General features: G+C 70.5%; 25 protein-coding genes. 13 read left to right on the forward strand and 12 right to left on the reverse strand.

Features of this window, described 5'->3' with window-relative positions:
• Positions 1 to 2: 2 nt before the first annotated feature.
• Both GA707_RS11000 and GA707_RS20835 read right to left on the reverse strand, forming a co-directional pair.
• Positions 3 to 1,760, reverse strand: a complete 1,758-nt coding sequence (locus GA707_RS11000; protein WP_152178477.1) for a cell wall-binding repeat-containing protein — start codon at positions 1,758 to 1,760, stop codon at positions 3 to 5.
• A gap of 146 nt (positions 1,761 to 1,906) precedes the next feature.
• On the reverse strand, positions 1,907 to 2,062 hold the full coding sequence (locus GA707_RS20835; RefSeq protein WP_193315290.1) for a hypothetical protein: 156 nt from the start codon (positions 2,060 to 2,062) through the stop codon (positions 1,907 to 1,909).
• A 107-nt stretch (positions 2,063 to 2,169) separates the two neighbouring features.
• Between GA707_RS20835 and GA707_RS11005 the strand changes: the two genes are divergently transcribed.
• From GA707_RS11005 to GA707_RS11025, 5 genes are all read left to right on the forward strand, one after another.
• Positions 2,170 to 2,559 carry a DUF2237 family protein gene (locus GA707_RS11005; RefSeq protein WP_152178478.1) on the forward strand — a complete coding sequence of 130 codons (390 nt, stop codon included), beginning with the start codon at positions 2,170 to 2,172 and terminating at the stop codon, positions 2,557 to 2,559.
• A 57-nt stretch (positions 2,560 to 2,616) separates the two neighbouring features.
• The gene (locus GA707_RS11010; RefSeq protein WP_152178479.1) at positions 2,617 to 3,135 is read left to right on the forward strand and encodes a low molecular weight protein-tyrosine-phosphatase; all 519 of its coding nucleotides are present in this window, start codon (positions 2,617 to 2,619) and stop codon (positions 3,133 to 3,135) included.
• A 417-nt stretch (positions 3,136 to 3,552) separates the two neighbouring features.
• A complete protein-coding gene (locus tag GA707_RS11015; protein ID WP_152178480.1) occupies positions 3,553 to 4,341 on the forward strand; it encodes a CPBP family intramembrane glutamic endopeptidase in 789 nt (262 codons plus the stop codon).
• Between the two features lie 35 nt (positions 4,342 to 4,376).
• Entirely contained in the window at positions 4,377 to 6,086 is a 1,710-nt protein-coding gene (locus GA707_RS11020; protein WP_152178481.1) for an alpha/beta-hydrolase family protein, read from the forward strand.
• A gap of 46 nt (positions 6,087 to 6,132) precedes the next feature.
• Positions 6,133 to 6,477 (forward strand): hypothetical protein, encoded by a 345-nt coding sequence (locus tag GA707_RS11025; protein WP_152178482.1) that lies wholly within the window; start codon positions 6,133 to 6,135, stop codon positions 6,475 to 6,477.
• Positions 6,478 to 6,488: 11 nt separating this feature from the next.
• Here GA707_RS11025 and GA707_RS11030 read toward each other — a convergent pair whose 3' ends face one another.
• Positions 6,489 to 8,126: a hypothetical protein gene (locus GA707_RS11030; protein WP_152178483.1), complete on the reverse strand. Its 1,638-nt coding sequence runs from the start codon at positions 8,124 to 8,126 to the stop codon at positions 6,489 to 6,491.
• Between the two features lie 119 nt (positions 8,127 to 8,245).
• On the opposite strand from GA707_RS11030, the gene purB reads away from it, so the two are divergent.
• On the forward strand, positions 8,246 to 9,661 hold the full coding sequence (gene purB, locus GA707_RS11035; RefSeq protein WP_152178484.1) for an adenylosuccinate lyase: 1,416 nt from the start codon (positions 8,246 to 8,248) through the stop codon (positions 9,659 to 9,661).
• 146 nt (positions 9,662 to 9,807) lie between these two features.
• Here purB and GA707_RS11040 read toward each other — a convergent pair whose 3' ends face one another.
• A complete protein-coding gene (locus tag GA707_RS11040; RefSeq protein WP_152178485.1) occupies positions 9,808 to 10,917 on the reverse strand; it encodes a sterol desaturase family protein in 1,110 nt (369 codons plus the stop codon).
• 194 nt (positions 10,918 to 11,111) lie between these two features.
• On the opposite strand from GA707_RS11040, the gene GA707_RS11045 reads away from it, so the two are divergent.
• Positions 11,112 to 11,423, forward strand: a complete 312-nt coding sequence (locus tag GA707_RS11045; RefSeq protein WP_152178486.1) for a metal-sensitive transcriptional regulator — start codon at positions 11,112 to 11,114, stop codon at positions 11,421 to 11,423.
• Between the two features lie 2 nt (positions 11,424 to 11,425).
• The gene (locus tag GA707_RS11050) at positions 11,426 to 13,744 is read left to right on the forward strand and encodes a cation-translocating P-type ATPase (protein ID WP_152178487.1); all 2,319 of its coding nucleotides are present in this window, start codon (positions 11,426 to 11,428) and stop codon (positions 13,742 to 13,744) included.
• Between the two features lie 115 nt (positions 13,745 to 13,859).
• Here the strand turns inward: GA707_RS11050 and GA707_RS11055 are convergent, their stop codons facing one another.
• Positions 13,860 to 14,498 carry a VOC family protein gene (locus GA707_RS11055; protein ID WP_152178488.1) on the reverse strand — a complete coding sequence of 213 codons (639 nt, stop codon included), beginning with the start codon at positions 14,496 to 14,498 and terminating at the stop codon, positions 13,860 to 13,862.
• 83 nt (positions 14,499 to 14,581) lie between these two features.
• Complete coding sequence (locus GA707_RS11060; RefSeq protein ID WP_152178489.1) at positions 14,582 to 15,406, reverse strand: RNA methyltransferase; 825 nt, start codon at positions 15,404 to 15,406, stop codon at positions 14,582 to 14,584.
• 31 nt (positions 15,407 to 15,437) lie between these two features.
• Here GA707_RS11060 and GA707_RS11065 point away from each other — a divergent pair, with 31 nt between their 5' ends.
• The 4 genes from GA707_RS11065 to GA707_RS11080 are packed head-to-tail and all read left to right on the forward strand — an operon-like array spanning position 15,438 to position 17,591.
• Positions 15,438 to 16,193, forward strand: coding sequence for a phosphatase PAP2 family protein (locus tag GA707_RS11065; RefSeq protein WP_152178490.1), 756 nt, complete (start codon positions 15,438 to 15,440; stop codon positions 16,191 to 16,193).
• Positions 16,190 to 16,723, forward strand: coding sequence for a universal stress protein (locus GA707_RS11070; protein ID WP_152178491.1), 534 nt, complete (start codon positions 16,190 to 16,192; stop codon positions 16,721 to 16,723). Before GA707_RS11065 ends, GA707_RS11070 begins: the two co-directional genes overlap by 4 nt.
• Positions 16,720 to 17,205, forward strand: a complete 486-nt coding sequence (locus GA707_RS11075; protein WP_152178492.1) for a CrcB family protein — start codon at positions 16,720 to 16,722, stop codon at positions 17,203 to 17,205. The genes GA707_RS11070 and GA707_RS11075 overlap by 4 nt, the downstream gene beginning before the upstream one ends.
• Complete coding sequence (locus GA707_RS11080) at positions 17,202 to 17,591, forward strand: CrcB family protein (RefSeq protein WP_152178493.1); 390 nt, start codon at positions 17,202 to 17,204, stop codon at positions 17,589 to 17,591. The genes GA707_RS11075 and GA707_RS11080 overlap by 4 nt, the downstream gene beginning before the upstream one ends.
• Positions 17,592 to 17,612: 21 nt before the next feature.
• Here GA707_RS11080 and GA707_RS11085 read toward each other — a convergent pair whose 3' ends face one another.
• The 6 genes from GA707_RS11085 to GA707_RS11110 form a co-directional block, all read right to left on the reverse strand.
• Positions 17,613 to 18,416, reverse strand: coding sequence for a DUF1206 domain-containing protein (locus GA707_RS11085; protein WP_152178494.1), 804 nt, complete (start codon positions 18,414 to 18,416; stop codon positions 17,613 to 17,615).
• Positions 18,413 to 19,204, reverse strand: a complete 792-nt coding sequence (locus tag GA707_RS11090) for an HAD hydrolase family protein (protein WP_152178495.1) — start codon at positions 19,202 to 19,204, stop codon at positions 18,413 to 18,415. Before GA707_RS11090 ends, GA707_RS11085 begins: the two co-directional genes overlap by 4 nt.
• A 21-nt stretch (positions 19,205 to 19,225) precedes the next feature.
• Positions 19,226 to 20,452: an ABC transporter permease gene (locus GA707_RS11095; protein WP_226963722.1), complete on the reverse strand. Its 1,227-nt coding sequence runs from the start codon at positions 20,450 to 20,452 to the stop codon at positions 19,226 to 19,228.
• Positions 20,449 to 21,381 (reverse strand): ABC transporter ATP-binding protein, encoded by a 933-nt coding sequence (locus GA707_RS11100; protein WP_152178496.1) that lies wholly within the window; start codon positions 21,379 to 21,381, stop codon positions 20,449 to 20,451. Before GA707_RS11100 ends, GA707_RS11095 begins: the two co-directional genes overlap by 4 nt.
• Positions 21,382 to 21,599: 218 nt before the next feature.
• A complete protein-coding gene (locus GA707_RS11105; RefSeq protein ID WP_152178497.1) occupies positions 21,600 to 22,265 on the reverse strand; it encodes a response regulator transcription factor in 666 nt (221 codons plus the stop codon).
• Positions 22,262 to 23,635 carry a sensor histidine kinase gene (locus GA707_RS11110; protein ID WP_152178498.1) on the reverse strand — a complete coding sequence of 458 codons (1,374 nt, stop codon included), beginning with the start codon at positions 23,633 to 23,635 and terminating at the stop codon, positions 22,262 to 22,264. Before GA707_RS11110 ends, GA707_RS11105 begins: the two co-directional genes overlap by 4 nt.
• Before the next feature lie 207 nt (positions 23,636 to 23,842).
• On the opposite strand from GA707_RS11110, the gene GA707_RS11115 reads away from it, so the two are divergent.
• Entirely contained in the window at positions 23,843 to 25,738 is a 1,896-nt protein-coding gene (locus GA707_RS11115) for an alkyl/aryl-sulfatase (RefSeq protein WP_152178499.1), read from the forward strand.
• Positions 25,739 to 25,775: the final 37 nt, after the last annotated feature.

Below are 25,775 nucleotides of genomic sequence, written 5' to 3' on the forward strand. Positions count from 1 at the left end.
GTTCACCGAAGGTACGTGCCGAGGGACTCCTCCACGGTCTGCGAGACCACACTCGTCCCGCCCAGGACGGTGATGGCCTTCAAGGGCAGGCGTGCGAGCTGCTCGTCCACACCCTTCGGCACGGACGCGCCGGGCACCAGGAGCACCGGCCCGCCGGTCCACGCACCGCGACCTGCGCCGGCCAGTGCATCCGGGAACGTGGCCCCGGTCGCGATGAACGCCTGCGCCGGCGCCACCGGGAACTCTGATGCGATGCGAGCCGAGGTCTCGTACCGGTCGGCGCCCGCAATGCGGGTCACGGTCCCGCCCTGGCGGACGAAGCTCCAGAGGTGCGCCTCGACGTCCTGAGAAACCCGGCTGACCCCCCCGAGGATGACGATCCGCTGCGGCTGGAGTCGGTACAGCTGTTCGAGGGCGTGGGAGTCGAGCCGGTCTGGCCGAGTGAGGAGCAGAGGGGCTCCGTCCACCCCGGCGAGGGCCGCGCCCGACATCGCGTCCGGGAAGTCGACTCCGGTGGCCACATAGATGGCCTCCACCGCGTGATTCCGCCACCCTGCGACCATGGCGGCGGTCTCATACCGGTCCTTGCCGGCGAGGCGAATGAGGCCATCGGGACCGGCCATCGGAACGTAGGAGTACAGGCTCTGGTAGGTCTCTGCCGACACCGATCCCTCACCCCCGACCACGATGATCCGTCGCGGCTTGAGCCTTGACAGCTCCGCGTCGACGTCTGCGGGGATGCCCGACTTCGGAACCAGGATGACCGGACCGCCGAGGTATCCCGCCAGCGCCGCCCCGGCCAGAGCATCCGGGTAGTTCTCTCCTGTCGCGACGACGGCGACAGGCACTCGCGGCGGGAACATGCTCGAGATCCGAGCGGCGGTCGCATAGCGGGTGGCACCCGCGAGCCGCGCAACACCACGCGAGCAGGTCGTTCCCCATGACTCGACACACACCTCGAAGGGTCCCGGCTGGTTCGCCGTCACCGTCAACCAGTTCTCGTTCCAACCACGGCTCATGGGTACGCTCACCTCCCGGCCGGACCACTCGGTCAGGTGACCTGGGGTGGAAACGATTCCCGCCGTATGGTCGGGGAACAGGACACGCGCCGTCCCGAAGGCGCCGGTGAGCTCTGGAGGTACGAAGCTGTCGGTGTCGCGTCCCGCTCGGTAGAAGCGGGGATCTGGATCGGCCACATCGCTGCGCACCCACTCTCCGGGAGCGATAGGACGTCCGATGAGGTGGTTCCCGTCTGGCTCACCGTCCGTTCCTCGCTCGGCGCCGAGCGCGTTCTCCGGCATCACCCGAATGCGGTAGCTCCCCTGCCGGTCCACCGGCCGCCCACCCCCGGGTTGGGCCGAGACGACGACGAAGTAGCGCGCGCCCGCCTCGGCCGGGATGGCGTTCGACGCCACGCTCGTCGGACTCGGTCGGCCCGCTCCGAGGAAGCTCGTCATCCGGGTCTCGTCGTACGCATACATCGTGAGCGGACCCAGCTCGACTGCGACATCGAAGGTATCGACCAGGTACGTGCCGGTGGCGGGTGCGACGAACGTGTAGTAGTCGACGTCCGCCTCTCCGCGAATGGTGGCATCGACCGTGTTGCTGATCCCTGGGAGCAGCGTTGTCGCGGTCGCCTCGGTGTCGTTCGGCTCCGGCTCGGTGAGCGCGTGCGCCCCGGTCGCAAACCAGAACGGGAGCAGGACCACGCTCGCCACGGCGGCCACGCTCTGCCGCGCGGCTCGGGACAGCAGCCTCAACGAACGACCCTTCGGAGTGAACCACCGGTGGGGCAAACCCCAACGCGGCTCCCCGGGGCGGCGAGCCCTCCGAAGGTTAGCCGATCAGCCTCCTGTAGACGGACGCCGTCTCGGCCATACGGACGAGGGCCCGAGGACCCGACGGGTCAGTGGCCGACGTGGCGCAGGCGCGGGTGCCGCAACGAGTGCGCGAGATGCGCCATGGCGTGCCGGACGACGACCACCGGTCGGCGCTCGAAGATCGGCCGCGCCTCGCGCTCCGGGTGCTCGACGAACTGGACGGGCGTGAGTGAGCGGGCCATGCCCGGCGTGATCATTCGCATATCCAGAAGGAGTCCGGACACGCCCGTTTGATACACCGGACCCGTGCGGTGTTCCCGGCGGGCGGCCGGGCTGGGAGGATCGTGGCATGCTCCAGCGCAACGTCCTCGGCGAGGACCTCGAGGAGTGCGGCAGCGACCCGGTGACCGGCTTCACGCGGTCCGGATGCTGCGAGGCCGTGCCCGAGGGCCACAACCTGCACACGATCTGCACGGTCGTCACAGAGGACTTCCTCACCCATCAGCAGGAGATCGGCAACGACCTCGTCACGCCTCGCCCCGAGTGGGGGTTCCCCGGGCTGCGTCCGGGTGACCGGTGGTGCGTCGTCGCCCCGCGCTGGGTCGAGTCGGCCCGCGTCGGGCGGGCAGCGCCGGTGGTGCTGGCGGCGACGAACGAGGCCGCCCTCACCTACGTGCCCCTCGAGGTGCTCCGCCAGTATGCGGTGGACGTCCCCGACGACCCCCGCGGACTCGCATAGGGGTCGGGTCCGCGACGGATTCTCCTCCCGCCCTCGGTCTCTGAGAGGCTGGTGCGCATGTCGGATTTCAGCACGTCGGAGTACCGCATCGCCGTCGTCTGCTGGGGCAACATCTGCCGCTCACCCATGGCCGAGTTCGTCCTGCGCCAGGCCTTCGACGAGGCGGGCCTCGGCGACCGGGTGACGGTCTCGAGCGCCGGAACCTCGACCGAGGAGCTGGGCCGGCCGATGGACCGCCGCACGATCGCCGTCATGGAGCGCAACGGCGTGCGGGACAGCGGCTTCCGCGACAAGCGGGCGCGTCAGTTCCGGACCGACGACTTCGACGGGGTCGACCTGGTGCTCGCCGCCGACCATGTCCACGAACGGATCCTCAAGGACCGGGCCCGGCACTCGGACGACGCCGACAAGATCCGGCTGCTGCGCTCGTTCGACCCCGAGGCCGCCGCCGCCGGAACGCTCGGCATGGATGATCCCTGGTACGGCGACGACGACGACTTCGACATCACCTACGCCGAGATCGCCGCCGCCGCGCCGCACATCGTCGAGCACGTCCGCCGCGAGCTGGCCGACTAGTCCCGCCGCGCGACGCACCGTCCGTCCTGCGACGGTCACTGTTGAGCGCGCACACATCGCCCAGGGATACAGCGTCGGATCGGCCGGTGCGGACGGCGGGTTGGGATCGGGAACCGCGCCGGGGGTGCGGCGGTTCCAAGGCCGGCTACGTCAGTCTCGCCACCGATGCGATCGTCAGCCAGGGCACGTGGAAGGCGCTCGTCAGCGGGGCGGTCGTGAGCAACGACGGCCGCCCTCGTACTGCGCCCTGAGCACCACCGCGCTCAACGGCTACGCCGCCAGGTCGCCTTCACCGCCCCTCGGATCGGGGTGTAACGGTTACGCCCCCTCGCACAGCTTTCAGGGCCTCTCGCGGCGAACGCGCAAGGCGCATACTCGATCCACACCTTCCCCGGCGACCCCTGTGAGGAACCCGCCATGCGCGTCACACCACGCCCGCTGATCACCGTCGGTCTGGCGATCGGCTACATCACCATCATGGTCATCACCTGGGCCGTCGTCGGCCTGGACTACGACGCCGTCGGCGACAGCACATCGACCATCCTCGAAGGCATCGTGCTGCCGGTCGCGCTCGCCTCGGCCTTCCTGGCCGGTGCCACGAGCTACCTCGGATGGTGGGGTCCTGCGATCCGTGAGCAGCTGCGCGCCCCGAGGTGGCTGTGGGCTGTGCCCGCGCTGATGGTCCTGCCGGGTCTCGGATCGCTGCTCGGGGGGTTCGAGCCTGCCGGCCGCACCGCGTCCTACCTTCTCGCCCTGGGCGTGGGCACGTTGCTCGTCGGCTTCGGCGAGGAGATGCTGACCCGCGGCACCGGTCTCGTCGGTCTGCGCGGGGGCTTCAACGAAGTGCTGTCGTGGTTCTTCAGCTGTCTGATCTTCGGCCTGCTCCACGCGGTCAACGTCTTCTTCGGACAGTCGCTCGGCTCAACCGTGCAGCAGATCCTCATCGCCTTCCTCGCCGGCTCGGTCCTCTACATCACCCGTCGCGTCTCAGGCACCTTGATCGTCGCCATGATCCTCCATGCCTGGATCGACTTCACCACCTTCGCGTTCTCGGAGGCCGCCACGGACGCCGAGTCGCCTCTCATGGTGCTCAGCTTCGCCCAGTGGGCAGCGTTCGTGATCGCCGTCATCGGAGTGGTCGTCGTGCTTCGCCGGGGAACCCCTGACCGGCGGCACGACCCGCAGGACGCGCTCGCGGTCTCCTGAGTGGAGCTGCGGGACAGACCGAGCCAGGAGAGACGATGAGCGCAGGACCGGGAACCATCGAAACGGACACCGACCCCACGACCCACGTACGGGAGGCGCCGGCATCGACGTCCTCCCGGCATCGGCGTCGGCCGGGTCGGCTGAGCCTGACCGGTGGAGCACTCGGCCTCACCTTCGCGGCTATGGCAGCCACGCCGTCCCTCGTGCCTCGGGGATGGCTCGTCAACGGGGTGCTCGTGGGGCTGTGCATCATCACCGGCTACGGCCTCGGGGCGTTCGCGGGATGGGCATACCGCACCCTGCAGCTTCCCGACCTTCCGCCGCAGGCCCGTCGGGTCGCGTGGCAGGTCCTCGCGATCCTCGGGGTCGCCGCGCTGCTCCTGAGCGCGTGGCTGGGTCGCACGTGGCAGTCCGAGCAGCGCGAACTGCTGGGCATGGACACAGCTGTTGAGTGGCTCTGGCTGGCCTCCCCTCTGCTCGGAGTCGCCATCGCGGTCCTGCTGCTGGGCATCGGGCGAGGCGTGAAGGTGATGGGTCGCGGCATCTTCGCGCCGCTGGGCAGAAGGCTGCCGACCCGGGTGGCGTGGCTCATCGCCCTCGTCGCGACGGCGTTCATCACCTGGCAGATCCTCTCCGGCCTCCTCATCACCACGGCCATCTCGGTGGCCGACTCGAGCTTCGCTGCGAGCAACGACGACGACAAGCCGGGCGTGGTCAACCCCGAGTCGGAGTACCGCTCCGGTGGACCCGCGTCCACGGTCGCGTGGGAGAGCCTGGGGCGGGAGGGACGCGCGTTCATCCACCAGGGGCTGACCGCCGACGAGATCGCGGAGGTCGTCGACGACCCCGCAGCGGTCGACCCGGTGCGGGCCTTCATCGGACTGGAAGCGGCGTCCACGGCGACGGAGCGGGCGCAGCTCGCAGTCGCCGAGCTGCGGGCCTTGGGCGGCTTCGACCGTGCCGCCATCGCGGTTGCCGGTGGCACGGGCAGCGGATGGATCGATCCCAAGGCCGCCAATGCCCTCGAGTATGCGACCCACGGCGATGTCGCGACCGTCTCGATGCAGTACTCCTACCTCCCGAGCTTCCTGTCCTTCCTCGTCGACCGGAGCCGTTCCGCGACCAACGCCGAGCAGCTCATCACCGCCCTGAGGGTGGAGCTCGACCGCATCCCACCCGATGAGCGCCCGGATCTCTACGTATTCGGAGAGAGCCTCGGAGCCTTCTCCACCGGCAACGCCTTCACCAGCGTGGAGGACATGTCCACGACCACCGACGGAGCTCTCCTCATCGGACCGCCGAGCTTCGACACGACGTGGCAGGAGGTCGTCGCCGCGCGCGAGCCGGGCTCACCCGCCTGGCGGCCCCTGTACGGCGACAGCGGAATCGTCAGAGTCGCGACGACCGAAGCCGACCTCACCGGGCAGACGCTGCCCTGGGCGACCGGCAACCCGATCATCTATCTCACGCATCCCTCGGACCCCATCGTGGCATGGACGGCCGATCACGCCCAGTGGCTCGATCCGCGAGGCGCCGACGTCCACCCCCGAGTCACCGCTTGGCCGGTCGTCGGCGGCCTCCAGGCCACGGTCGACCAGTTCGGGGCCAACGGGGTTCCTCCGGGGCACGGCCACATCTACGACGAGACCATCGCCATCGCTTGGTCCGAGATCGTCGCCCGACCCGGGCTCCCGGACAGCGAGGTGGACGCCATCAAGAAGGCCATCGCGGACCTACCGCACTGATCAGGTGACCGGCGCATACAACGCGCAGTACCTCCTGGAGTTGGACATGAGCATCCCCGTTGTCGACGGGCAAGCCGGCCTCCCGACGCCTGCATCAGGCGACGTGCAGGCCGAGACAGCGACGCCTACGGTGTCGTGGTCCGCTGTCGGCCTGCGCAGCGCGATCCACGACGAAGCGCAGAGGCTCATCGGCGAGTACCCGACCATCCCGGCGGGCTCCGTACTCCGCTGCTTCGCCCGCGCTCTGCGTCTGGCTCGGCTCCACGGGTTTCCACCGGGGGAGACTGTGCCCACAGCGGCCAAGACGGCCCGGCTCGCGCTGAGCAAACGGATCGGCGGATCCCCCGGCGCTTCGGAGCAGCCTCGAGGCAGCGGCTCCACAGCGGGGTAGACCGTCGCTGGTCAGTCCGCCTGCGCTGGGGAGACCGCGCGAGAACGGGTCCAGTCGAGCAGCCGACGCCGCAGCTGCACCCTGGCCTCCTCGGGCGCGTCCAACAGGCTGTCGGTGATGAAAGCGGCGTCGTTGTCGAGGAGACCGGGTTCCATGGCGAGGGCGGTGTCCAGCTCCCGCGCGGCCGGCTCGTCCATCCCCAGCCCGGCAAGGGCGAGGGCACGGAGCAGGGGCCCCCACACATCATCGGGCTGGTGCAACAGACTCATCTCCGCCAGCGCGCCTGCGTTGTCCCCGGCGAACAGACGGTCCATCCCGAGGAACACGTGGTTGTAGCCGGGATGGTAGGGGTTGAGCCGGTTCGCCTCGCGGATCATCTCGATGCCGCCGTCCCAGTCACCCGTGCGCAGGAGCAGCACACCGGAGGTGTAGAGCAGTGAGGCGTTGGCCGGATTGAGCTGGACGGTGCGCAGCGCGTGATGCCGACACTGCTCGTCCAGACCGCGGTAGAGAGCCACCCCTGCCAGGACCTGATGGGCTTGAGCGCTCGCGGGGTCGAGCATCAGGGCGTTCCCGGCGAGTCGCTCGGCGAGCGCTATCGACTCGTCGGGATCCGGCGTCCAGTGCATGATTCCCTGCAGGCAGTGGACCCAGCCGGCCATGGACAGCAGGACGACGTTCCTCGGCTCCACCTCGAGTGCCGTGAGCAACCTGCTCGCCGCTGTCTCGGTGTCCCTTCTGCTCCCGGAGTCGGCGAACCTGTAGAAGGCCAGCACGGCAGCCCGCACCTCCGTCCCGGGGTCGTCCTCGCCGACCTGGTGCCTCTCGACCTCGCGGCGTACCACTCCTCTGACGTCGCCGACGGTCGCAGCGATCCTCGTGACGAGTCGATCCTCATCTCTGAACCCGTGGAGACCGGCCTGGTCCTGGTCGAAGTGCTCGGACCACAGGACCCTGCCCGACGCCCCGTCGTACACGCGAATGGTCAGCCGGAGGGTGTCGACGGTGGAGCGCACCGATCCCGCAAGCACGTACTCGACGTCGAACTCGCGGGCGATCGCCGGCGCGTCCACCGGGGCGGCGACGCCGCGCTCCGCGACGACCGGTCCGATGATCCGCAGGTCCGGGAAGGCGCTGAGCGAGCGCACGAGTGAGTCGGAGAGAGCGACTGACGCCTGGTCGCGGTGCCCCTCCGCGCGGAGATCCGCGAACTGGGCGACGGCGACACCGGGACGCAGCGGCTCCGCCCTGCCCACGGCCCTGGGCCGCTCGGAGTAGAAGAACCTGGGGACATAGCTGCCCTTGGGGAGCTCGATCACCAGCGGCTCCTCGGACCCCTGGCCCGCGTAGTACCGAGCCATCGCGGCTCGTAGACGGATCGCCTGTACCCGTGCCGTGGGATTGGTCCTCGGGTCGAAGTCCCCGCCTCGGCCGAGGGCATACCGGGCGACCGTGCGCTCCTTGAGCCGGTCAGCGCGGCCGGCCAGTGTCTCGCTGACGACGTACGCGAGGAAGTCTCGGGAACGGACCGAGGACCGCAGCTCCTCACTGTCCAACAGCCGTTTCAGGGCGGCGATGACGGCGACGGGCGTGGGCGCGTACTCGCCGGCAGCCTCACGTCCCCCGTCCGCGGCGTCCGAGTTGTACACACTTTAAGCATGCACCCCCGCACACGATGTGTGCACGGCTACCCGAAAGCATCGGATCGACGTCATGGTCGGTGGACGGCGTGGCTGGACCACGAACGGGGTCTGGGAGGATTGGGCCCATGTCATCCCTTGCCGACGCGATGCCGCCGATCGCCCTCGGACCGCTGGACGGTCGCTACCGCGGCGTCGTCGCCCCGCTGGTCGACCACCTCTCCGAGCCGGCGCTGAACCGGATGCGCGTCCACGTCGAGATCGAGTGGCTCATTCACCTCACCGACGGCCAGGTCGTCCCCGGCGTCCGTGTGCTGACCGACGACGAGAGGGGCGAGCTGCGCGCTGTCGTCGGGCACTTCGACACCGCAGCCATCGAGGAGCTCGCCGACACCGAGCGGGTCACCCAGCACGACGTCAAGGCCGTCGAGTACTTCCTCAAGAAGCGGCTCACCGACATCGCACCCGACCCCCAGGACGCGGGCCTGGCCGAGCTCATCCACTTCTGCTGCACGAGTGAGGACATCAACAACCTCTCCTACGCGCTCATGGTGCAGGGCGCCGTCCACCAGGTCTGGCTCCCCCGCGCCCACGCGCTGCTCGGCACGGTCGAGGACATGGCACGGGACCTCCGAGCGGTCCCCCTGCTCGCGCATACCCACGGACAGCCCGCGACGCCGACCACGATCGGCAAGGAGTTCGCGGTCCTCGCCTGGCGGCTGCGCAGGCAGCTCCGTCGGATCGAGGGGGCGGAGTTCCTCGGCAAGCTCAACGGCGCGACCGGGACCTTCGGCGCGCACATCGCAGCGGTGCCCGGCGCGGACTGGCCGACCGTGAGCCGGACCTTCGTCGAGGGGCTCGGCCTGACCTGGAACCCGCTGACCACCCAGATCGAGAGCCACGACTGGCAGGCCGAGCTGTACTCCGATCTCGCGCGCTTCAACCGGATCCTGCACAACCTGTGCACCGACGTGTGGACCTACATCTCGATGGGCTACTTCGCCCAGGTCCGCGGCCAGGGCACGGTCGGGTCGAGCACGATGCCGCACAAGGTCAACCCGATCCGCTTCGAGAACGCCGAGGCCAACCTCGAGGTGTCGAACGCGCTCTTCGATGTCCTCGCCGCGACGCTCGTGTCGTCGCGCCTGCAGCGCGACCTGACCGACTCCTCGATGCAGCGCAACATCGGCACGGCGTTCGGGCACAGTCTGCTCGCGATCGACAACGTCGTGCGGGGCCTCGCGGGTCTGGACGCCGTGCCCGAGGCGATGGCCGCCGACCTCGACGCGAACTGGGAGGTCCTCGGCGAGCCGGTCCAGTCGGCGATGCGGGCCCTTGCCGCGCAGGGCGTGCCGGGGATGGAGGAGCCCTATGAGCGGCTCAAGGAGCTCACCCGCGGTCGGCGGATCGGCCAGGAGGACCTCATCGGCTTCGTCCGGGGGTTGGGCCTGCCGCCCGAGGTCGAGGAGCGCCTCGTCGAGCTGACCCCTCAGACGTATGTGGGGCTCGCCCCCGCGCTCGTCGACCACCTCGGGCACGGCTGAGCTCGCGCCGGTCCGGTCTCACCTTTCTCTCCCCATCCGGTAAAGGGATCCTTCACCACGGTTAGTTCGCGTGGTGGAGAATCCCTTTCTCTCCCCAACCGGGAAACGTCAAGGCCCCGGCGCTGTGCCGCACGCCGCCCTGAGGCTCAGGCGGCGGTGAGCTCGGCGCGACGTTCCGACGCCCAGCCCGGCCCGCGCAGGACGAACCCCACCCGGTCCGCCCACGTCGTCGACCTGGCTACGTCGCGCGCCATGTCCCGCCACTCGTGGCCGGCGATGACGACCGGGTCGAACGAGTCGATGTTGCTGGTCAGCCCGTAGACGACCGGCTCACGCTCCGCCTCGAACGTGCCGAACAGCTTGTCCCACACGATGAGGATCGAGCCGTGGTTGCGGTCGAGGTAGCGGCTGTTCGACCCGTGGTGCACCCGGTGGTGCGACGGCGTGTTGAGCACCTTTTCGAGACAGCCGATCGAGCGGACGGCCTCGGTGTGGATCCAGAACTGGTAGATCAGGTTCAGCGCCCGCGCCTGCTCGATGAGCGACGGCCGCACCCCGAGCCAGGCGAGCAGTCCGTAGGGCACCGTCATCGTGACACCCTCGGCGACCGGCTGGCGCAGCGCGGTCGAGAGGTTGTAGTGCTCCGAGCTGTGATGCACGACGTGCACCGCCCACAGCCATCGGCTCTCGTGCGAGAGGCGGTGGTTCCAGTAGTAGATCGCGTCCCACCCGAGGATCGCCACGGCCAGCGCACCCGCTCCGCCGCCGAGGTCGCGCCCGCCCCGCTCGAAGAGCCGCTGCCCGCTCGTGATCGCCGACCACGTCGTCGCCGCGGCCAGCGAGGTTGCGCCGACTGCGGCGAGGGCCATCGCGCCGGTGAGCCGACCGGCCTTCTCAGCCCGACCGGGCCGGTCCTCGTCGCGGACCACTCCCGCCTCCGGAAGGGACCCGTCCTCGCGCCGCCGCCGTACGACGTCGAGCACCGTCGTCGCGAGTGATGCGACGACAGCTCCCGCGACGAGCGCCTTCGCTCCCCGACCGACGCCCGGGGTCAGCGGGTCGAGCAGGCGGCGCGACGCATACGGCGCGATGAGCGACCCGACGCCCATGGTGAGACTGGCGATCGTGTCCTTGAGCTCGTAGTCGGCGGCGCGTCGCTCGCCGGGCGCGGCCGGGTGCCGCCGCAGCCAGACATACTCCGCCGCCATCGCCCCGATGAAACCCGGGATCGCGAGGACGGTGAGATCGACCTTCATGGGAACCGAGGTTACCGACCGGTATTCCTCGGGCGGGACCGAACCGAGAATCCGGTATGCGGTGCGCGTCTTCGCGCGAGGCCGCCCGTGGTACCGAACGAGGGGTGCTCGCCCCATCGGCACCACAGTCACACGCGCGGAGGCATACCCTCCAGGGGTTTGACACATACCCCTTAGGGGTATACTTTCGAACAATGGATCACGTGCCTGACCACACCACTGCGACTCCCGGCTACGCGGACACCAAGGGCGCCCAGCTCAAGCGCCTCCGGCGCATCGAGGGCCAGGTCAGGGGTCTGCAGCGGATGGTCGAGGAGGACACCTACTGCATCGACGTCCTCACCCAGGTGAGCGCCGTCACCCGCGCCCTGCAGGCCGTGAGCATGAGCCTGCTCGAGGAGCACCTGCGCCACTGCGTCGTCGACGCCGCGCGCGAGTCCGACGAGGCCGGCCAGGCCAAGATCGACGAAGCGACCGCCGCCATCGCGCGGCTCGTCAGGAGCTGACCATGACGACCCACACCGACCACGACCTCACCACCGCCGCACGCGGCACCGACGGCACGACCGCTGAGAACCTCCACGAGGTCGACCTCGCCATCAGCGGCATGACGTGCGCGTCCTGCTCGGCCCGCGTGGAGAAGAAGCTCAACCGTCTCGACGGCTGCGAGGCGACCGTCAACCTCGCCACCGAGAAGGCCAAGGTCCGCTTCAGCGCGCCGCTCACGATCGAGGACATCATGGCGACGGTCGAGAAGACCGGATACGGCGCCTCGCTCATCGAGCCTCGCGGCGGTCCCGACGGCAGGACTCACGACGGCAGTGCTGGCAACGGCGATGCGCACGGGGAGCACGACCACATGGAGGACATCGCACCCGTCGACGTCCTCAAGCGGCGCGCCCTCATCGCCGCGGCGCTGACCGTCCCCGTCGTCATCCTCGCGATGGCGCCCGGCATGGACTTCGCCGCGAACCCCTGGCTGCAGCTCGCGCTCACCACGCCCGTCGTCCTCTGGGCGGCCTGGCCGTTCCACCGGGCCGCGGCGATCAACGCCCGACACCTCGCCTCGACGATGGACACCCTCGTCTCCATCGGCGTCAGCGCCGCCTACCTGTACTCCCTCGTCGGCGTCCTCAGCGGGGCGGCTTCGGGCGGGATGGCCGGCATGGACGGCGAGGCCGAGCCGGCAACGCACCTGTACTTCGAGACCGCCGCCGTCATCACGACCTTCCTCCTCATGGGGCGCTGGATGGAGGCACGCGCCAAGAAGCGCGGCAAGTCGGCGCTCGAAACCCTCCTCACGCTCGGGGCCAAGGATGTCGCCGTGCTGCGCGACGGCGGTGAGCAGCGCATACCGATCGAGCAGCTCGCGGTCGGCGAGGAGTTCGTCGTGCGCCCCGGCGAGAAGGTCGCGACCGACGGCGTCGTCGTCGACGGCGCGAGTGCGGTCGACGCCTCGATGATGACCGGCGAGCCCGTCCCCCTCGACGTCGGTCCCGGCGACGACGTCACGGGCGGGACCGTCAACGCCCACGGTCGGCTCATCGTCCGGGCGACCGCGGTGGGCGCCGAGACGACCCTGGCCGCGATGGCGCGGCTCGTCGAGGATGCCCAGACCGGCAAGGCCCCGGTGCAGCGGCTCGCCGACCGGGTCAGCGCGGTGTTCGTGCCCGTGGTCCTCGTCGTCGCGGTGCTCACGCTCATCGGCTGGTGGGTCGCGACGGGCGAGTTCACGACGGCACTGCCGATCGCCATCACCGTCCTCATCATCGCCTGCCCCTGTGCGCTCGGGCTCGCGACACCGACCGCGCTGCTTGTCGGCACCGGTCGCGGCGCCGAGCTCGGCGTCCTCATCAAGGGCCCGCAGATCCTCGAGGACACTCGCCGCGTCAACACCGCCCTCATCGACAAGACCGGCACCGTCACCACCGGCGAGATGACGCTGCAGCACATCGAGACCGACGGTGAGATCACCGAGGAGGCGGCGCTGCTCGCCGCGGCCGCCGTCGAGAGCGGCTCAGAGCACCCGATCGCCCGCGCTGTCACCGCGGCCGCCGCCGAGCGGGGGCTGCAGCCGCCGGCCATCCGCGACTTCGCGGCTCTGGCCGGGTCGGGAGCGCGCGCGGTCGTCGTCGGCTCCCGGTCGGAGCAGGAGGTGACCGTCGGGAGGGCCGACCTGTTCGAGACCGTCCCCGAGTCGCTCGCGTCGGGCGAGATGACGATCCCCGGCACCCGGATCCTCGTCGGCTGGGACGGCCGCGCACGGGCCGCCCTCACGGTCACGGACACGGTCCGCGGTACCAGTGCCGCCGCCATCGGCGACCTGGCCGAGCTGGGGCTCAGCGCATACCTGCTCACCGGTGACAACCTCACCGCCGCGCGCTCGGTGGCCCGGGCGGTCGGCATCCCCGAGGACCGGGTCATCGCCGACGTCCGCCCCGAGGACAAGTATGCGGTGGTCGAGCGACTCCAGCGCGAGGGCAAGGTCGTCGCGATGGTCGGCGACGGGGTCAACGACGCCGCGGCCTTGGCGCAGGCCGACCTCGGTCTGGCGATGGGCTCCGGCACCGACGTCGCGATGAACTCCGCCGACATCGTCCTGATGCGAACCGATCTCGCGTCCGTGCCGACCGCCATCGGGCTGTCGCGTCAGACACTGCGGACGATCAAGCAGAACCTCGGGTGGGCGTTCGCCTACAACACCGCGGCGATCCCTCTCGCGGTGGCCGGGCTGCTCAACCCGATGATCGCCGGCGGCGCCATGGCGCTGTCCAGCGTCCTCGTCGTGACGAACTCGCTGCGGCTTCGCCGGTTCGGGCGGCACTGATCCGGGTCGCCACGACGCACCAGCGCCCCGGCTCCCCGCGAGGGAGACGGGCGCTGCGGTGTCAGACGAGGGCTGCACGCCGCGGTCGGCACCACACCAAGGGCGCCCACGCCGGTCAGAGGGTGACCTTGCCCTCCGGGGTGTCGAACGTGACGGCGAGCAGGCCTGGGGTGCCGTGAGGAGCGACGAACGAGAAGTCGATGACGGTCGAGGTCTTCGACGCGGGCAGTCCGAGCCACTCGCAGACCCGCTCGGGGTCACCGGCGATCTGCAGCGACTCGATCGTCACGCCGCTGTCCTCGGCGCCATGGCTCGGGTGGTTGTCCAGCGACTCCCACTGCACGAAGAACGGCAGCTGCGGGTCGGACTGCAGACCCTTGACCCCGAGCTGCTTCCATCGCAGCTCGACGCCGTCCGGGCGATGGCGGTTGCCGTCGGCGGAGCTCCGGCCGAGGCGCTTCTCGAACTCGGTGATGTCCTCGACGCGGATCACCCAGCCGAGCCAGCCGCCGCCGGCCTCGGTGCGAGCCTTGACCGCCTGACCGAACGGGGCCTTGTCGGAGGCCGGGTGGTCGAGGCACTCGACGACCTCGACGTAGCGTTCGTGCGCCAAGGGAAGGATGACGTTGCGAGTCCCGAACCGCGGGTGGACTCCCCCGTCGACGGGTGTGACACCGATGAGCTTGCCGATACGTTCGGCGGTGGCGTGCACTCCGTCGTGCTCGGCTGCATAGGACACATGGTCAACTCGCATAGCGTCCATCGTGACACACCGGAGGGAGTGCTCTTGACACGGGTTCGTCTGCCCAATAGCCGCAGGTCAGAGGTGAAAACGCTTTAGCGGCGCTGCCGTACGGCCTCGTACACCACGATCGCGGCGGCCGTTGCGACGTTGAGCGAGTTGACCGTCCCGGCCATCGGGATGCGCACCCGCACGTCGGCCGCGGCGAGCGTCTCGTCGGTCAGACCCTGCTTCTCGGTGCCCATGAGGATCGCGACCGGTCCGGTCAGGTCGACCTCGGTGTGCAGGGTGTCGGTGTCGGGTGTCGTCGCGACGGTGCGGATCCCGCGCTCCCGCGCCCACGCCATTGTCCGTTCGGTCGATGCCGCGGCCACCGGCACGGCGAACACGGTCCCCTTCGAGCCGCGCACGACGTTGGGGTTGCTCCAGTCGGTCACCGGGTCGGCGGCCACGACCGCCGAGACCCCGGCGGCGTCCGCGGTGCGCAGCATCGCGCCGAGGTTCCCGGGCTTCTCGACGCCCTGGCTGACCAGGACGAGCGGGTCGGGTCCGATCATCTCGTCGAGCTCGTCGAGGGTGCGCTCGACCGAGTCCGCGACGAGGAGCACCCCGTCGGGCCCCTCCCGGTAGGCCGCCTTCTCGAACGCCGCCCGCGACAGTCGCACCGTCTCGGTGCCGGTCGAACGGACCCGGTCCACGAGGTCGGACGCACCCGGCGGCATCAGCTCGGGGCAGTGGAACAGCGTGCGCACCCGCGCACCGGCCTCCACGGCGAGCGCCGACTCCTCGACCCCGTCGACGACGACGACGCGCTGGGCGTCGCGCACCCTGCGGCGGCGCAGCGCCACGAGCTCCTTGACGCGCGGATTGGCGGGCGAGGTGATCAGCCGGTCCTCGCGCGGGGTGTCGGTCGGTGCCACACGGTCACAATAGGGCGGTCACAATGGGGCGGTGACCGATCACGGAGGGGCCGCATCCGGGCGGTATGCACTGGCCACCGTGGTCGGGTTCGTCACCCTCGCGATGCTCGTCGCCACCGGCGCCACCGAACGCTTCGACCAGGCGGCCGTGACGGCGGCGACGGACGTGACCCGCGCATACCCGTGGCTGCGCGACGCGCTGATCGTCGTCGAGGAGGTGACCCGCCCGATCTGGCTGTATGCGGTGGCCACCGCGATCTGCATCGTCGCCGCGTGGCGGCTCGGGATGCGGCGACGGGCTGCCGCGGCGTGGCTGACCATGATGGTGGTGTGGGGGACGGCGGCGCTGCTCAAGCTCGTCGTCGGCCGGGAGCGGCCGAGCGTCGTCGACGCGGTGTGGGAACACGATGGGCTGAGTTTCCCCTCCGGTCACGCGACGAACAGTGCGGCGATGGCGACGGCGGTGCTCATCCTGCTGGCCCCGGTGCTGGCCGTCGGCCTCCGCCGCGGGTTGGTCGTCGCGGCAGTGCTGTTCGTCGCCGTGGTGGCCCTTCACCGCGTGTTTCTCGGGGTGCACTACCCGAGCGACGTCGTCGCGGGGGTGGTGTTCGGCTGCGGGCTGGTCTTCGCCCTGAGCCGGCTCTGGCCTGCAGGCGGGGACTCAGCCGCCGAGGACTCAGCCGCCGAGGACCGGGCCTATCCCGGAGCGGGGTCTAGCGTGAGGGTCGAGCCGACCCGCGACGACCGGCCCGGAAGCGTCGGCGAGAACGAAGGAGCGACCCGATGAGCACTGAGGTCCCCCAGCCCCAGCCGTCGCGGCTCACCCCGTTCGCCGGAGGAACCATCGTCGTCGGCGTGGTCCCGGGGCAGCCCGAGCTCGTCGCGCTGACGGCACAGTCCCTCGCCCTGGCGACCGGCGCCACCGTGTACTTCGCCTATGCCGACCCGCGTCGGATCGTCGACCGCGAGCTCGACGACGGGTCGGTCCTGCACTCCGACCTCGATCCGGATCTCGCGGACGAGGTCGAGTGGCGTCGGAGGGAGGCCGAGCTGGTCACCGGACTCCGCGAGACGCTGGGGGACTCGGTCCCTTGGGACTTCCGCTACCTCGCCGGCCGGGCCGACCGCGCACTCACGCATCTCGCCCGGTCGGTCGACGCCGCGGTGATCGTCGTGGGCGGCGGCGCTGCGGGTGCCCAGGAACGGATCCATCACCTGCTCGAGGGCTCGGTCGCCAGCCATCTCTCCCACCACCAGCACCGGCCGGTGCTCGTCGTCCCGCTGCGCGTCGTCGACTGGAAGACGCCGCTGGGATGAGCCGGGTCCCGGCAGCCCTGCCGCAGGTCCCGGCGCCTGCGCGTTCCCACGCTCTGGCGCTCGTGTTCGCCGGCGGCACCATGGGGTCGGGCCTGCGGGCCACCATCGAGAGCGCCTTCTCAGAATCCGACTCGTCGCTCCCCTGGGCGACGCTCTTCGTCAACGTCTCCGGTGCCGCACTGCTCGGTCTGCTCACCCAGCTCGTGGCCCTGCGATGGCGGGATCCACGCGGGCACCGGCTCCGGCTCGCTCTCGGCACAGGACTGCTCGGCGGATACACGACCTACAGCACCTTCGTCGTGGAGTCCGTCCGGCTGGGCGAGCGGGATCTCGTGGCCGCTCTGATGTACGACGCGGCGTCTCTGACACTGGGTTTCGTCGCGGCTCTGGCCGCCGTGGTCGCGGTGCGGTCATGGGATCGGCACCGGCCCGACCCGGGTGAGCGGCCCGGCCCCCCGGTGGAGGAGGAAGGTCTCGGATGACCCTGATGCTCGTCGCCCTCGCCGGCGGGTTGGGGGCCTGCGCGCGATACCTCCTCGACGGCGCGATCACCCGCCGCTCGGCCCTGAGCGTGCCGGTGGCCACCCTCGCGGTCAACGTGCTCGGCTCGTTCCTGCTCGGCTTCCTGGTCCAGTGGAGCGCCCTGGCAGCATGGGGCACCGACGGCCAGCGGGCGCTGCTCGCCGCCGTCGGCGGCGTGGGCTTCCTGGGCGGGTTCACGACGTTCAGCACCGCGAGCGTCGAGCTGGTCGCGCTCGTCCGCAGCCGTCGCCCGGTCACGGCGATCGTCCTGGCGGTCTCGATGCTCGTGCTCAGCCTCGCCTTCGCCATGCTCGGGATGCTGCTCGCGCGGGTGCTGACCGGCTGAGCGGTGCAGTCGTCCCCACGCTCAGAGGCGAGCGTGCCTGGCCCGGCCGAATGAGTACACGCCGTATCCGGCGATGCCGACCCCGACGACGGTGAGCAGGTACGGCCCGAAGGGCTGGTCCCGCAGCGTCTTGAGCGCGGCGTCGAGTCCTCCGGCCTCGCTGGCCCGGGAGGACAGCGCCGCGCTGACGAACAGGCCGCCGACGATGACGAGCGCCACGCCCTTGGCGATGTAGCCGACCCGACCCGCGACCTCGACGAAGCGACCGGGATGCTCCTCGAGGTCCTCGAGGAACCCACGAGTCCACCCTTTCCAGACGTGGTAGCCGCCACCGGCGATGACCGCCAGGCCGATCAGACCGACGAGGACCCGGCCACCCGGCGCACTCATGAGCTGGGCGGTGAGGCTGTCCGTCGTCTCCTCACTCGACCCGCCCGCTCGCTGGGTGACGCGGAAGGCGGTGAAGGCGAACACCGCATACAGGATCGCCTTGCCCGCTGCCTTGGCCCGGTCGGTCCACTCGCTGCCGTGGGCGCCGACGACCGCCTCGGTGACCTGCCACAGCCCGAGCAGCGCGAACCCCGCGACGGCCAGCCAGAGCAGGAACGGCCCGGTCGGGGTGGATGCGAGGGTGGCGAGAGCGCCGGACTGGTCGGCGTCCTGCGAGCCGCCGCCGACGCCCCACGCCACCCGGACGGCGATCCAGCCGATGAGCAGGTGGATCACACCGCTCATGGCGTAGCCGAGTCGGGCGCCCTGCTCGACCACAGGGTGGTCGCCGGCGCGGCGGGCGGTCGAGGTCAGGTTGTCTCGTGACGCGGTCATAGGAGTGAGCGTAGGACCGGAACGAGTCCGTCGTCGTCGACGTCATCGGTCACCTCGTCGGCGACCGCCTTGACCTCGTCCGGTGCGTTGCCCATCGCGACCCCGCGAGCGGCCCAGCGAAGCATCTCTACATCGTTGCGCTGGTCGCCGATGGCGATCGTGTGCATCGGCTCCACCCCGAGCCTGCGCCGAAGAGGCTCGAGCCCGGACGCCTTGGAGACGCCCTCGGGGTTGATGTCGAGCCACGCCGACCAGCCGACGGCGTAGTTCACGCCGTGCAGCCCCACGCGGTGCACCAGGGCGAGGAACTCGTCCGGCGAGGCCTCCGGCTCCCGCAGCGTGACACGGGTGACCGGGTGCTCGAGGAGCTCCTCCCACGGCACGACCCGCTCGCTCGCGTCCAACTCTCCGTCGGGGAAGTTCGCGCTCACCTTGAACCCGACGCCGGGCTCCTCCACCGCCACCAGGGCTGTGGGTGCGTGCTCGCGCAGGAGCGTCAGAACCGGTCGCGGGTCGAACGTGACCGACTCGATGACCTCGTAGCCGTCGTCGAGGTCAGGGTCGAGCCGCAGCGTGAGCGCCCCGTTGGAGCACACCGCGTACCCGGTCGTGATGCCGAGCCGGTCCAGGATCGGGAGGGTCCCGACGATCGCGCGCCCTGTCGCGATGGTCACGTGGTGGCCGGCGGCGAGGACATCGGCGACCGCCTGACGGACCGGCTCCCGCAGCTCGCCCTCGTGGGTGATCGTCGTGCCGTCGATGTCGAGGCCGACCAGGTGGCGCGTCATGACCTCAACGCTAACGGTGTGTCACTCCGCCGTCGTCCACGCCTGCTTGAGGGAGATCCGGCCCTGGTTCTGCAGGAGCGAGCGCCGGTACAGCCGCTCGCCGACGATGATCGTGCCGAGCGCGAAGACGAGCATGACCGCGAGCGCCACGATCGGCTGCCACACCGGCACGTCACCCTCGAGAATACGGATCGGCATGAGCACCCCGGAGATCGGTGGGATGAACGAGGCGACCACCTTGGCCGTCCCGTCGAGGAGGAAGCTCGAGAAGAACACCCCCATGACGAGGAACGTCAGCGGCGTCGTCGTCGACTGGAGGTCCTCGGTGCGCGAGGCCAGCGCACCCGCCACCGCCCACAGGCACGCCAGGGCGACGAAGCCCGCGGCGAAGAAGACGAGGAACCACGCGACCGGGCCGCTGATCGCCGAGACGAAGGAGCCGTAGGGCGTGAAGCTCAGCCCGATCAGACCGACGCCGGCGTAGAGCAGGATCTGCAGGATCGCGAGGACGGTGTTACCCAGGACCTTGCCGGCGAGCAGGTGCCGCACCGGGATCGAGGTCGCGATGATCTCGACGATCCGGCTCTGCTTCTCCTCGACGACGCTCGAGGCGATCTGCATGCCGAACACCAGCGCCGACAGGTAGAACAGGAACGCCATGACGAAGCCGACCGCCTGCGCGAGGCCGGCGCGTTCGGCGTCGCCGACGAGGAACTCGGACGAGACGACCGACCCGGCCTCCAGCTCCGACGCGGTCGTGCCGAGCGCCTGAGCCTGCTCGTCGATCGTCACCGCCCGCACCACCTGCTCGGTCACCCCGAGCAGATCGCCCTCGCCCGAGACCGTCGTCAGCGTCCACCCGTCACCCTCGCGGTGCAGCCAGCCGTCGACCTCCTCGTCGCGCACCGCGGCCTCCGCGGCGGCCTCGTCCGCGACGACCTCGCTGGTCACGACGACCTTGTCGTCGATCTCCGTCGCACTCGCGGCCAGCGCCTCCGCCATCGGGGCGTCGGCTGCGGTCGTGACCACCGCATACTCGGACGTCCGCTCGGCCTGGTAGGCGTTCCACCCGAGCCAGGCCGCGAGGATCGCGACGGTGAAGAGCGTGCCGAGGACGAAGCCCTTGTCGGTGATCTTGACGAGGATCTCGCGGCGCATGACGATCGGCCACGCGGCGCGGCGTCGCGGGCGCTCGTCCGACTGCGTCGCGGGAGCGTCCTGCCGGGGGCTTCGGGTCAGGGTGGTCACTGGGTCACCTCTCGGTAGATCTCGCTGAGACTGGGCCGGACGAGGCCGAACTCGAGGACGGCGGCGCGGCTCGACGCGCGCTGGAGCAGAGCCTGCTCGGCGCCGGCAGCCTCCACCTCGAAGAGGACCGAGCCTCCGTCGACGTCGACGACGTGGATGCCGGGCACGTCCCGCACCCAGCCCGCATCGTCGGAGATCGTCAGGCGGTAGCGGCCGGACTCGCGCTCGCGCAGGTCACCGGTTGCGCCCTCGACGACGACCCGGCCGCGGCTCAGGATGACGAGCCGGTCGCAGAGCCGCTCGACGAGGTCGAGCTGGTGACTCGAGAAGAGCACGGGCACGCCTCGGGCCGTGTGCTCGCGGAGCAGGTCGGCCATCGCGTCGACCGCCACCGGGTCGAGCCCGGAGAACGGCTCGTCGAGGATGAGCGCGGCGGGCTCGCGCATGACTGCGGCGATGATCTGCACGCGCTGCTGGTTGCCGAGGCTGAGCTTCTCGACTCGGTCCTTGGCCCGGTCGGCCAGGCCGAACCGCTCGAGGTGCTCCATCACCGCCTCGCGGGCGGCCTGGGCGGACATCCCGCCGAGCTCGCCGAGATAGACGAGCTGGTCGAGCACGCCCTGCTTCGGGTAGAGCCCGCGCTCCTCCGGCATGTAGCCGAAGCGTCGCCGGTCGTCGTGGGTGATCGGCCGCCCGTCCCAGTGCACCTCGCCGCTCGTGATGCCGAGGACGCCCATGACCATCCGCATGGTCGTCGTCTTGCCGGCGCCGTTACCGCCGACGAAGCCGGTCATCTGGCCGCCGGGGACGGAGAAGCTCACGTCGTCGACGGCGGTGATGTCGCCGAAGCGGCGGGTCAGGGAGTGCAGCTCGAGCCGGGCGGTGCCGGTTCGCGACGAGGTGCTCGTGGGCAGTGTGGTCACGGACATGACAGCGACGGTATTCGCGCCTCGCCTCCCGCGGATCCGTCACCCGGGTGATCGTGGGCTCCCCCGGGTAGGGGATCGCTGCTCGACCCGAATCTCGTCAGCAGCACTCGATCTTCGGAAGCACCACCCGAACCGCGACCTGACCCCTGCACCTGCAGGGGTCAGGTCGCGGTTCGGGTACGGGCGCGCACTTCGGGACGGGCGTCCGTGCCAGCCGCTCAGCGCGTCGGGGAGACGAGTCCGGCCTCGTAGGCCCAGATGACGGCGTGCACGCGGTCGCGGACGCCGACCTTGGCGAGGCAGTTCGAGACGTGCGTCTTGATCGTCGCCTCACCGAGATAGAGCTCGCGGGCGATCTCGGCGTTCGACATCCCCCGCGCCAAACCGACGAGCACCTCGCGCTCGCGCTCGGTGAGCAGCGCGAGCTCGGACGGCTCCCGACGCGCCCCGGCGTCCGGCCCGGCGGTCATCCGCTCGATGACGCGCCGCGTCACCTCGGGCGCGAGCAGCCCATGGCCGTGCCCGACCGCGCGGACCGCGTCGATGAGCTGCTCGGGCTCGGCGTTCTTGAGCATGAAGCCGCTCGCACCGGCCTCGAGTGCGTCGAACAGGTAGTCGTCGCGGTCGAAGGTCGTGAGGATGACGACCCGCCCGAGCTCCTCCTCGACGATCCGCCGGGTCGCCTCGATGCCGTCCATCCCCGGCATCTGCACGTCCATGAGGACCACGTCTGGTCGGTGCTCGCGGGCCGCGATGACGGCGCTCATCCCGTCGGCGGCCTCGCCCACCACCTCCAGATCGGGCTCGACGGACAACATCAGCCGGAACCCGGACCGGACCATCGCGTGGTCGTCGACGAGCAGCACCCGCAGCAGCTCACTCACGCGACCTGCTCCGTCGCGGCGTCGAGGGGGTAGCGAACCCGCACCCGGTAGCCGCCGCCGGCCCGCGGGCCGATGTCCACGACCCCGCGGTGCGAGGCGGCGCGCTCACGGATGCCCAGCTGGCCGAGGCCGCTGCCGAGAGTGGACCCGCCGCGCGGGCGACCGTTGTCGACGACCTCGACCTCCGCATACGGCCTGTCCTCGCCCTCGATCCGCACGACGACACTGACCCGGGTGGCGGTCGAGTGCTTGCCGACGTTGGCGAGCGCCTCCTGGACGGTCCGGTAGATCGAGTGGCCGACGGGCGCCGGCACGCGGGCGGCCGCGTCCGGTCGGGACTGCACGAGCCGGTATGCGACGGTCCGGTTCGCGGTCTCGTGCGCCGCGGCGAGGGCCGGGAGCTGCTCGATCGACGGCTCCGGCTCGCGGCCGTCCGGCTCGTCCCGACGGGACCCGATGTGGCGCAGCGTGCCGAGCAGCCCCCGCATCGAGGAGACCGCCTCGCGCGACGAGGACTCGATCGCCCCCAATGCCGGAGCGGCGGCCGCCGGGTCGTGAGCGAGGACGCGGTGCGCCGCCGCGGCCTGGACGCCGATGACCGAGACGTGGTGTGCCACGACGTCGTGCAGCTCGCGCGCGATGCGCAGCCGCTCCTCGGTGATGGCCTGGTCGCGCAGGTCCTCCGCCTGGGCGGAGATCGTCTCCGCCTGCTCGCGCAGCTGCGCCTTCTGCCGGGCGTCCCGCCAGAGGATCTGCCCCCCGGCGATCGCACTGCCGAAGTAGATGACGTTGATGACGAGGGTGAGCAGCACCGCCGACGGGATCGGGCCGAGCAGCCCGGTGCGCCCGACCCCCGCGGTGTCGTCGACGATCTCCTGGATCGAGTTGCCGACGGCGAACTGCAGCGCGATCCACGCGAACATGACGACGACGATGACGCCCATGACGGCGACCATCGCGCGCCGGTCACGCGCCCAGGCCACGGCCGAGAGAAAGGCGACGAAGTAGGCCACCTGGAGCGTGAACTGGCTCATGACCATCGGCATCGCGACGCCGACGACGACCATGTGCACCGCCGCAAGCAGGCCGACCGTCAGTGGCCAGCGCCGCCGTCCGACGAGCAGCGCCGCGCCGGAGAGCACCGCGAGTGACTGCAGCCACACCGGCCCGACGACGTCCTCGAACATCCCCAGGCTGCGGGCCAGCTCGAGCGAGACGACGCCCACGACGGCGACCACACCCGCCAGCACGATGTCGCGGCGCTCGATCGTCGGACGTGGCCGCACCCACGGGTCGTCGACGCCGAAGGCGTCGGTGAGCCACTCGCCGAACGACCGGCGGGCGGGTGCGGGATCAGGCGCGTCGCGCATACCTGAAGAGCGTAGGCGAGTACCGTCGAAGGCGGCTCCCCCGCGCGGCTGACGCTTCGGTCCACCCGCGGGAGGACGGTCGACTCCACCCGGAGCGGGTGGACCGAGTTCCCCTATCCCCCAGAGGACGGCGCACGGGCGTAGCGTCGAACCGCGCATCCAGGGTCGGGCCGATTCGACCCGGCGCGTCGACGTCGAGGAGAGCAGATGACCGAGGACACCCCTCGCCCGGCGACACCGGTGGTCGCCGCGCAGAACGAGCGGCTCAAGGACGAGCTGCCGTTCCACGACACTCAGGACTTCGAGGACGCCGCGCGCGGGTTCATCGCCTCGCTCGACCCATGCGTCATCACCGCCGAGGACGGGCGGGTCGTCTGGGACAACGACTCGTACTCGTTCCTCACAGGGGACGCGCCCGACACGGTCAACCCCAGCCTGTGGCGCATCTCCACGCTCAACGCCATGCAGGGCCTGTTCGAGGTGGTCCCGGGCGTCTACCAGGTGCGCGGATTCGACCTGTCGAACATCTCCTTCGTCGAGGGCGAGACGGGCGTCATCGTGATCGACCCGCTCATCTCGACCCAGACCGCTGCCGCGGCGATGTCGATATACCGCGAGCACCGAGGTGACCGACCCGTGCGGGCGGTCATCTACACACACAGTCACGTCGACCACTTCGGCGGGGTGCGGGGAATCGTGAGTCAGGAGGACATCGACTCGGGAGCGGTGGAGATCATCGCACCGGAGGGGTTCACCGGCCACGCCGTGTCGGAGAACGTCTTCGCCGGGACCGCCATGGCCCGCCGAGCCGGGTACATGTACGGTGCCGCGCTGCCCCGCGGTCCCCGGGGCCAGGTGGGCGCCGGCCTGGCCCAGACCACGTCCCTCGGTGAGGTGACGATCATCCCTCCGACTTTGGAGGTTACCCGTACCGGAGAGGAACACGTCGTCGACGGGCTGCGGATCGTCTTCCAGTTGGCACCTGGCTCGGAGGCGCCGGCCGAGATGCACTTCCACTTCCCCGACCTGCGGGCCCTCTGCATCGCCGAGAACGCCACGCATGTGCTGCACAACCTGTTGACCCTGCGCGGAGCCGTGGTCCGCGACCCGCACGCGTGGGCGGGATATCTCACCGAGGCGATCGACCTGTTCGGTTCCGACACCGATGTCGTCTTCTCACCGCACCACTGGCCGACGTGGGGCCAGGACCGGGTCGTCGAGTTCCTGAGGCAGCAGAGCGACCTGTACGCCTACCTGCACGACCAGACGCTGCGGATGCTCAACCAGGGGATGACGGGAACGGAGATCGCCGAGGCCATCCGGATGCCGCCCGCCCTGGACAGCGCGTGGCACACCCGTGGCTACTACGGCTCGGTCAGCCACAACGTCAAGGCGATCTACCAGCGCTACATGGGCTGGTACGACGGCAACCCGGCACACCTGTGGCAGCACCCGCCGGTCGAAGCGGGCAAGCGGTACGTCGACTTCATGGGCGGCGCCGACGCGGTCGTCGACAAGGCCCGTGGCTCCTTCGAGGCCGGCGACTTCCGGTGGGCCGCGGAGGTTCTCAGTCACGTCGTGTTCGCCGAGCCCGACCACGCCCCGGCGCGCGAGCTGCTCGCCGACACGCTGGAGCAGCTCGGCTACGGATCGGAGAACGGGACGTGGCGGTCGGTGTACCTCTCGGGCGCCTACGAGCTGCGCAACGGCTCGTTCGGCACGCCGACGCAGACCGCCTCACCGGACCTGCTGTCCCAGCTCACCCCGACCCAGCTGTTCGACTCCCTGGCCATCCGGGTCGACGGCCCCCGGGCCTGGGACGAGCGCCTGACCATCGACGTCGTGCTCACGGACAGGGACGAGACACATCGCCTGTGGTTGCGCAACGGGGTGCTCTCGCAGTCGAGCGCCCCACAGCACGACTCCGCCGAGCTGGTCCTACGCCTGCGCCTCCCGATCCTGCTCACCATGGTGGTCCGCGGGATCGACGCCGTCGACCTCGATGAGGCAGGGGTCGAACTCGAGGGTGACATCGGCGTCCTCGGCAGGTTGCTCGCCGTCCTCGACCAGCCCGATCCCGACTTCGCGATCGTCACGCCTTAGGCGGCGCCCGCAGGGCGCCTGGGTCCTGACGGCCGTG

The sequence above is a fragment of the Nostocoides sp. F2B08 genome (genome assembly GCF_009184895.1).
Lineage (GTDB): Bacteria > Actinomycetota > Actinomycetes > Actinomycetales > Dermatophilaceae > F2B08.

What these genes read in the sequence shown, in the direction of transcription:
- GA707_RS20835 (WP_193315290.1), bottom strand. Translation starts at nt 2,062, where the DNA reads ATGGCCCGCTCACTCACGCCCGTCCAGTTCGTCGAGCACCCGGAGCGC.
- GA707_RS11005 (WP_152178478.1), top strand. Translation starts at nt 2,170, where the DNA reads ATGCTCCAGCGCAACGTCCTCGGCGAGGACCTCGAGGAGTGCGGCAGC.
- GA707_RS11010 (WP_152178479.1), top strand. Translation starts at nt 2,617, where the DNA reads ATGTCGGATTTCAGCACGTCGGAGTACCGCATCGCCGTCGTCTGCTGG.
- GA707_RS11015 (WP_152178480.1), top strand. Translation starts at nt 3,553, where the DNA reads ATGCGCGTCACACCACGCCCGCTGATCACCGTCGGTCTGGCGATCGGC.
- GA707_RS11020 (WP_152178481.1), top strand. Translation starts at nt 4,377, where the DNA reads ATGAGCGCAGGACCGGGAACCATCGAAACGGACACCGACCCCACGACC.
- GA707_RS11025 (WP_152178482.1), top strand. Translation starts at nt 6,133, where the DNA reads ATGAGCATCCCCGTTGTCGACGGGCAAGCCGGCCTCCCGACGCCTGCA.
- purB (WP_152178484.1), top strand. Translation starts at nt 8,246, where the DNA reads ATGTCATCCCTTGCCGACGCGATGCCGCCGATCGCCCTCGGACCGCTG.
- GA707_RS11040 (WP_152178485.1), bottom strand. Translation starts at nt 10,917, where the DNA reads ATGAAGGTCGATCTCACCGTCCTCGCGATCCCGGGTTTCATCGGGGCG.
- GA707_RS11045 (WP_152178486.1), top strand. Translation starts at nt 11,112, where the DNA reads ATGGATCACGTGCCTGACCACACCACTGCGACTCCCGGCTACGCGGAC.
- GA707_RS11050 (WP_152178487.1), top strand. Translation starts at nt 11,426, where the DNA reads ATGACGACCCACACCGACCACGACCTCACCACCGCCGCACGCGGCACC.
- GA707_RS11055 (WP_152178488.1), bottom strand. Translation starts at nt 14,498, where the DNA reads ATGCGAGTTGACCATGTGTCCTATGCAGCCGAGCACGACGGAGTGCAC.
- GA707_RS11070 (WP_152178491.1), top strand. Translation starts at nt 16,190, where the DNA reads ATGAGCACTGAGGTCCCCCAGCCCCAGCCGTCGCGGCTCACCCCGTTC.
- GA707_RS11075 (WP_152178492.1), top strand. Translation starts at nt 16,720, where the DNA reads ATGAGCCGGGTCCCGGCAGCCCTGCCGCAGGTCCCGGCGCCTGCGCGT.
- GA707_RS11080 (WP_152178493.1), top strand. Translation starts at nt 17,202, where the DNA reads ATGACCCTGATGCTCGTCGCCCTCGCCGGCGGGTTGGGGGCCTGCGCG.
- GA707_RS11085 (WP_152178494.1), bottom strand. Translation starts at nt 18,416, where the DNA reads ATGACCGCGTCACGAGACAACCTGACCTCGACCGCCCGCCGCGCCGGC.
- GA707_RS11090 (WP_152178495.1), bottom strand. Translation starts at nt 19,204, where the DNA reads ATGACGCGCCACCTGGTCGGCCTCGACATCGACGGCACGACGATCACC.
- GA707_RS11100 (WP_152178496.1), bottom strand. Translation starts at nt 21,381, where the DNA reads ATGTCCGTGACCACACTGCCCACGAGCACCTCGTCGCGAACCGGCACC.
- GA707_RS11110 (WP_152178498.1), bottom strand. Translation starts at nt 23,635, where the DNA reads ATGCGCGACGCGCCTGATCCCGCACCCGCCCGCCGGTCGTTCGGCGAG.
- GA707_RS11115 (WP_152178499.1), top strand. Translation starts at nt 23,843, where the DNA reads ATGACCGAGGACACCCCTCGCCCGGCGACACCGGTGGTCGCCGCGCAG.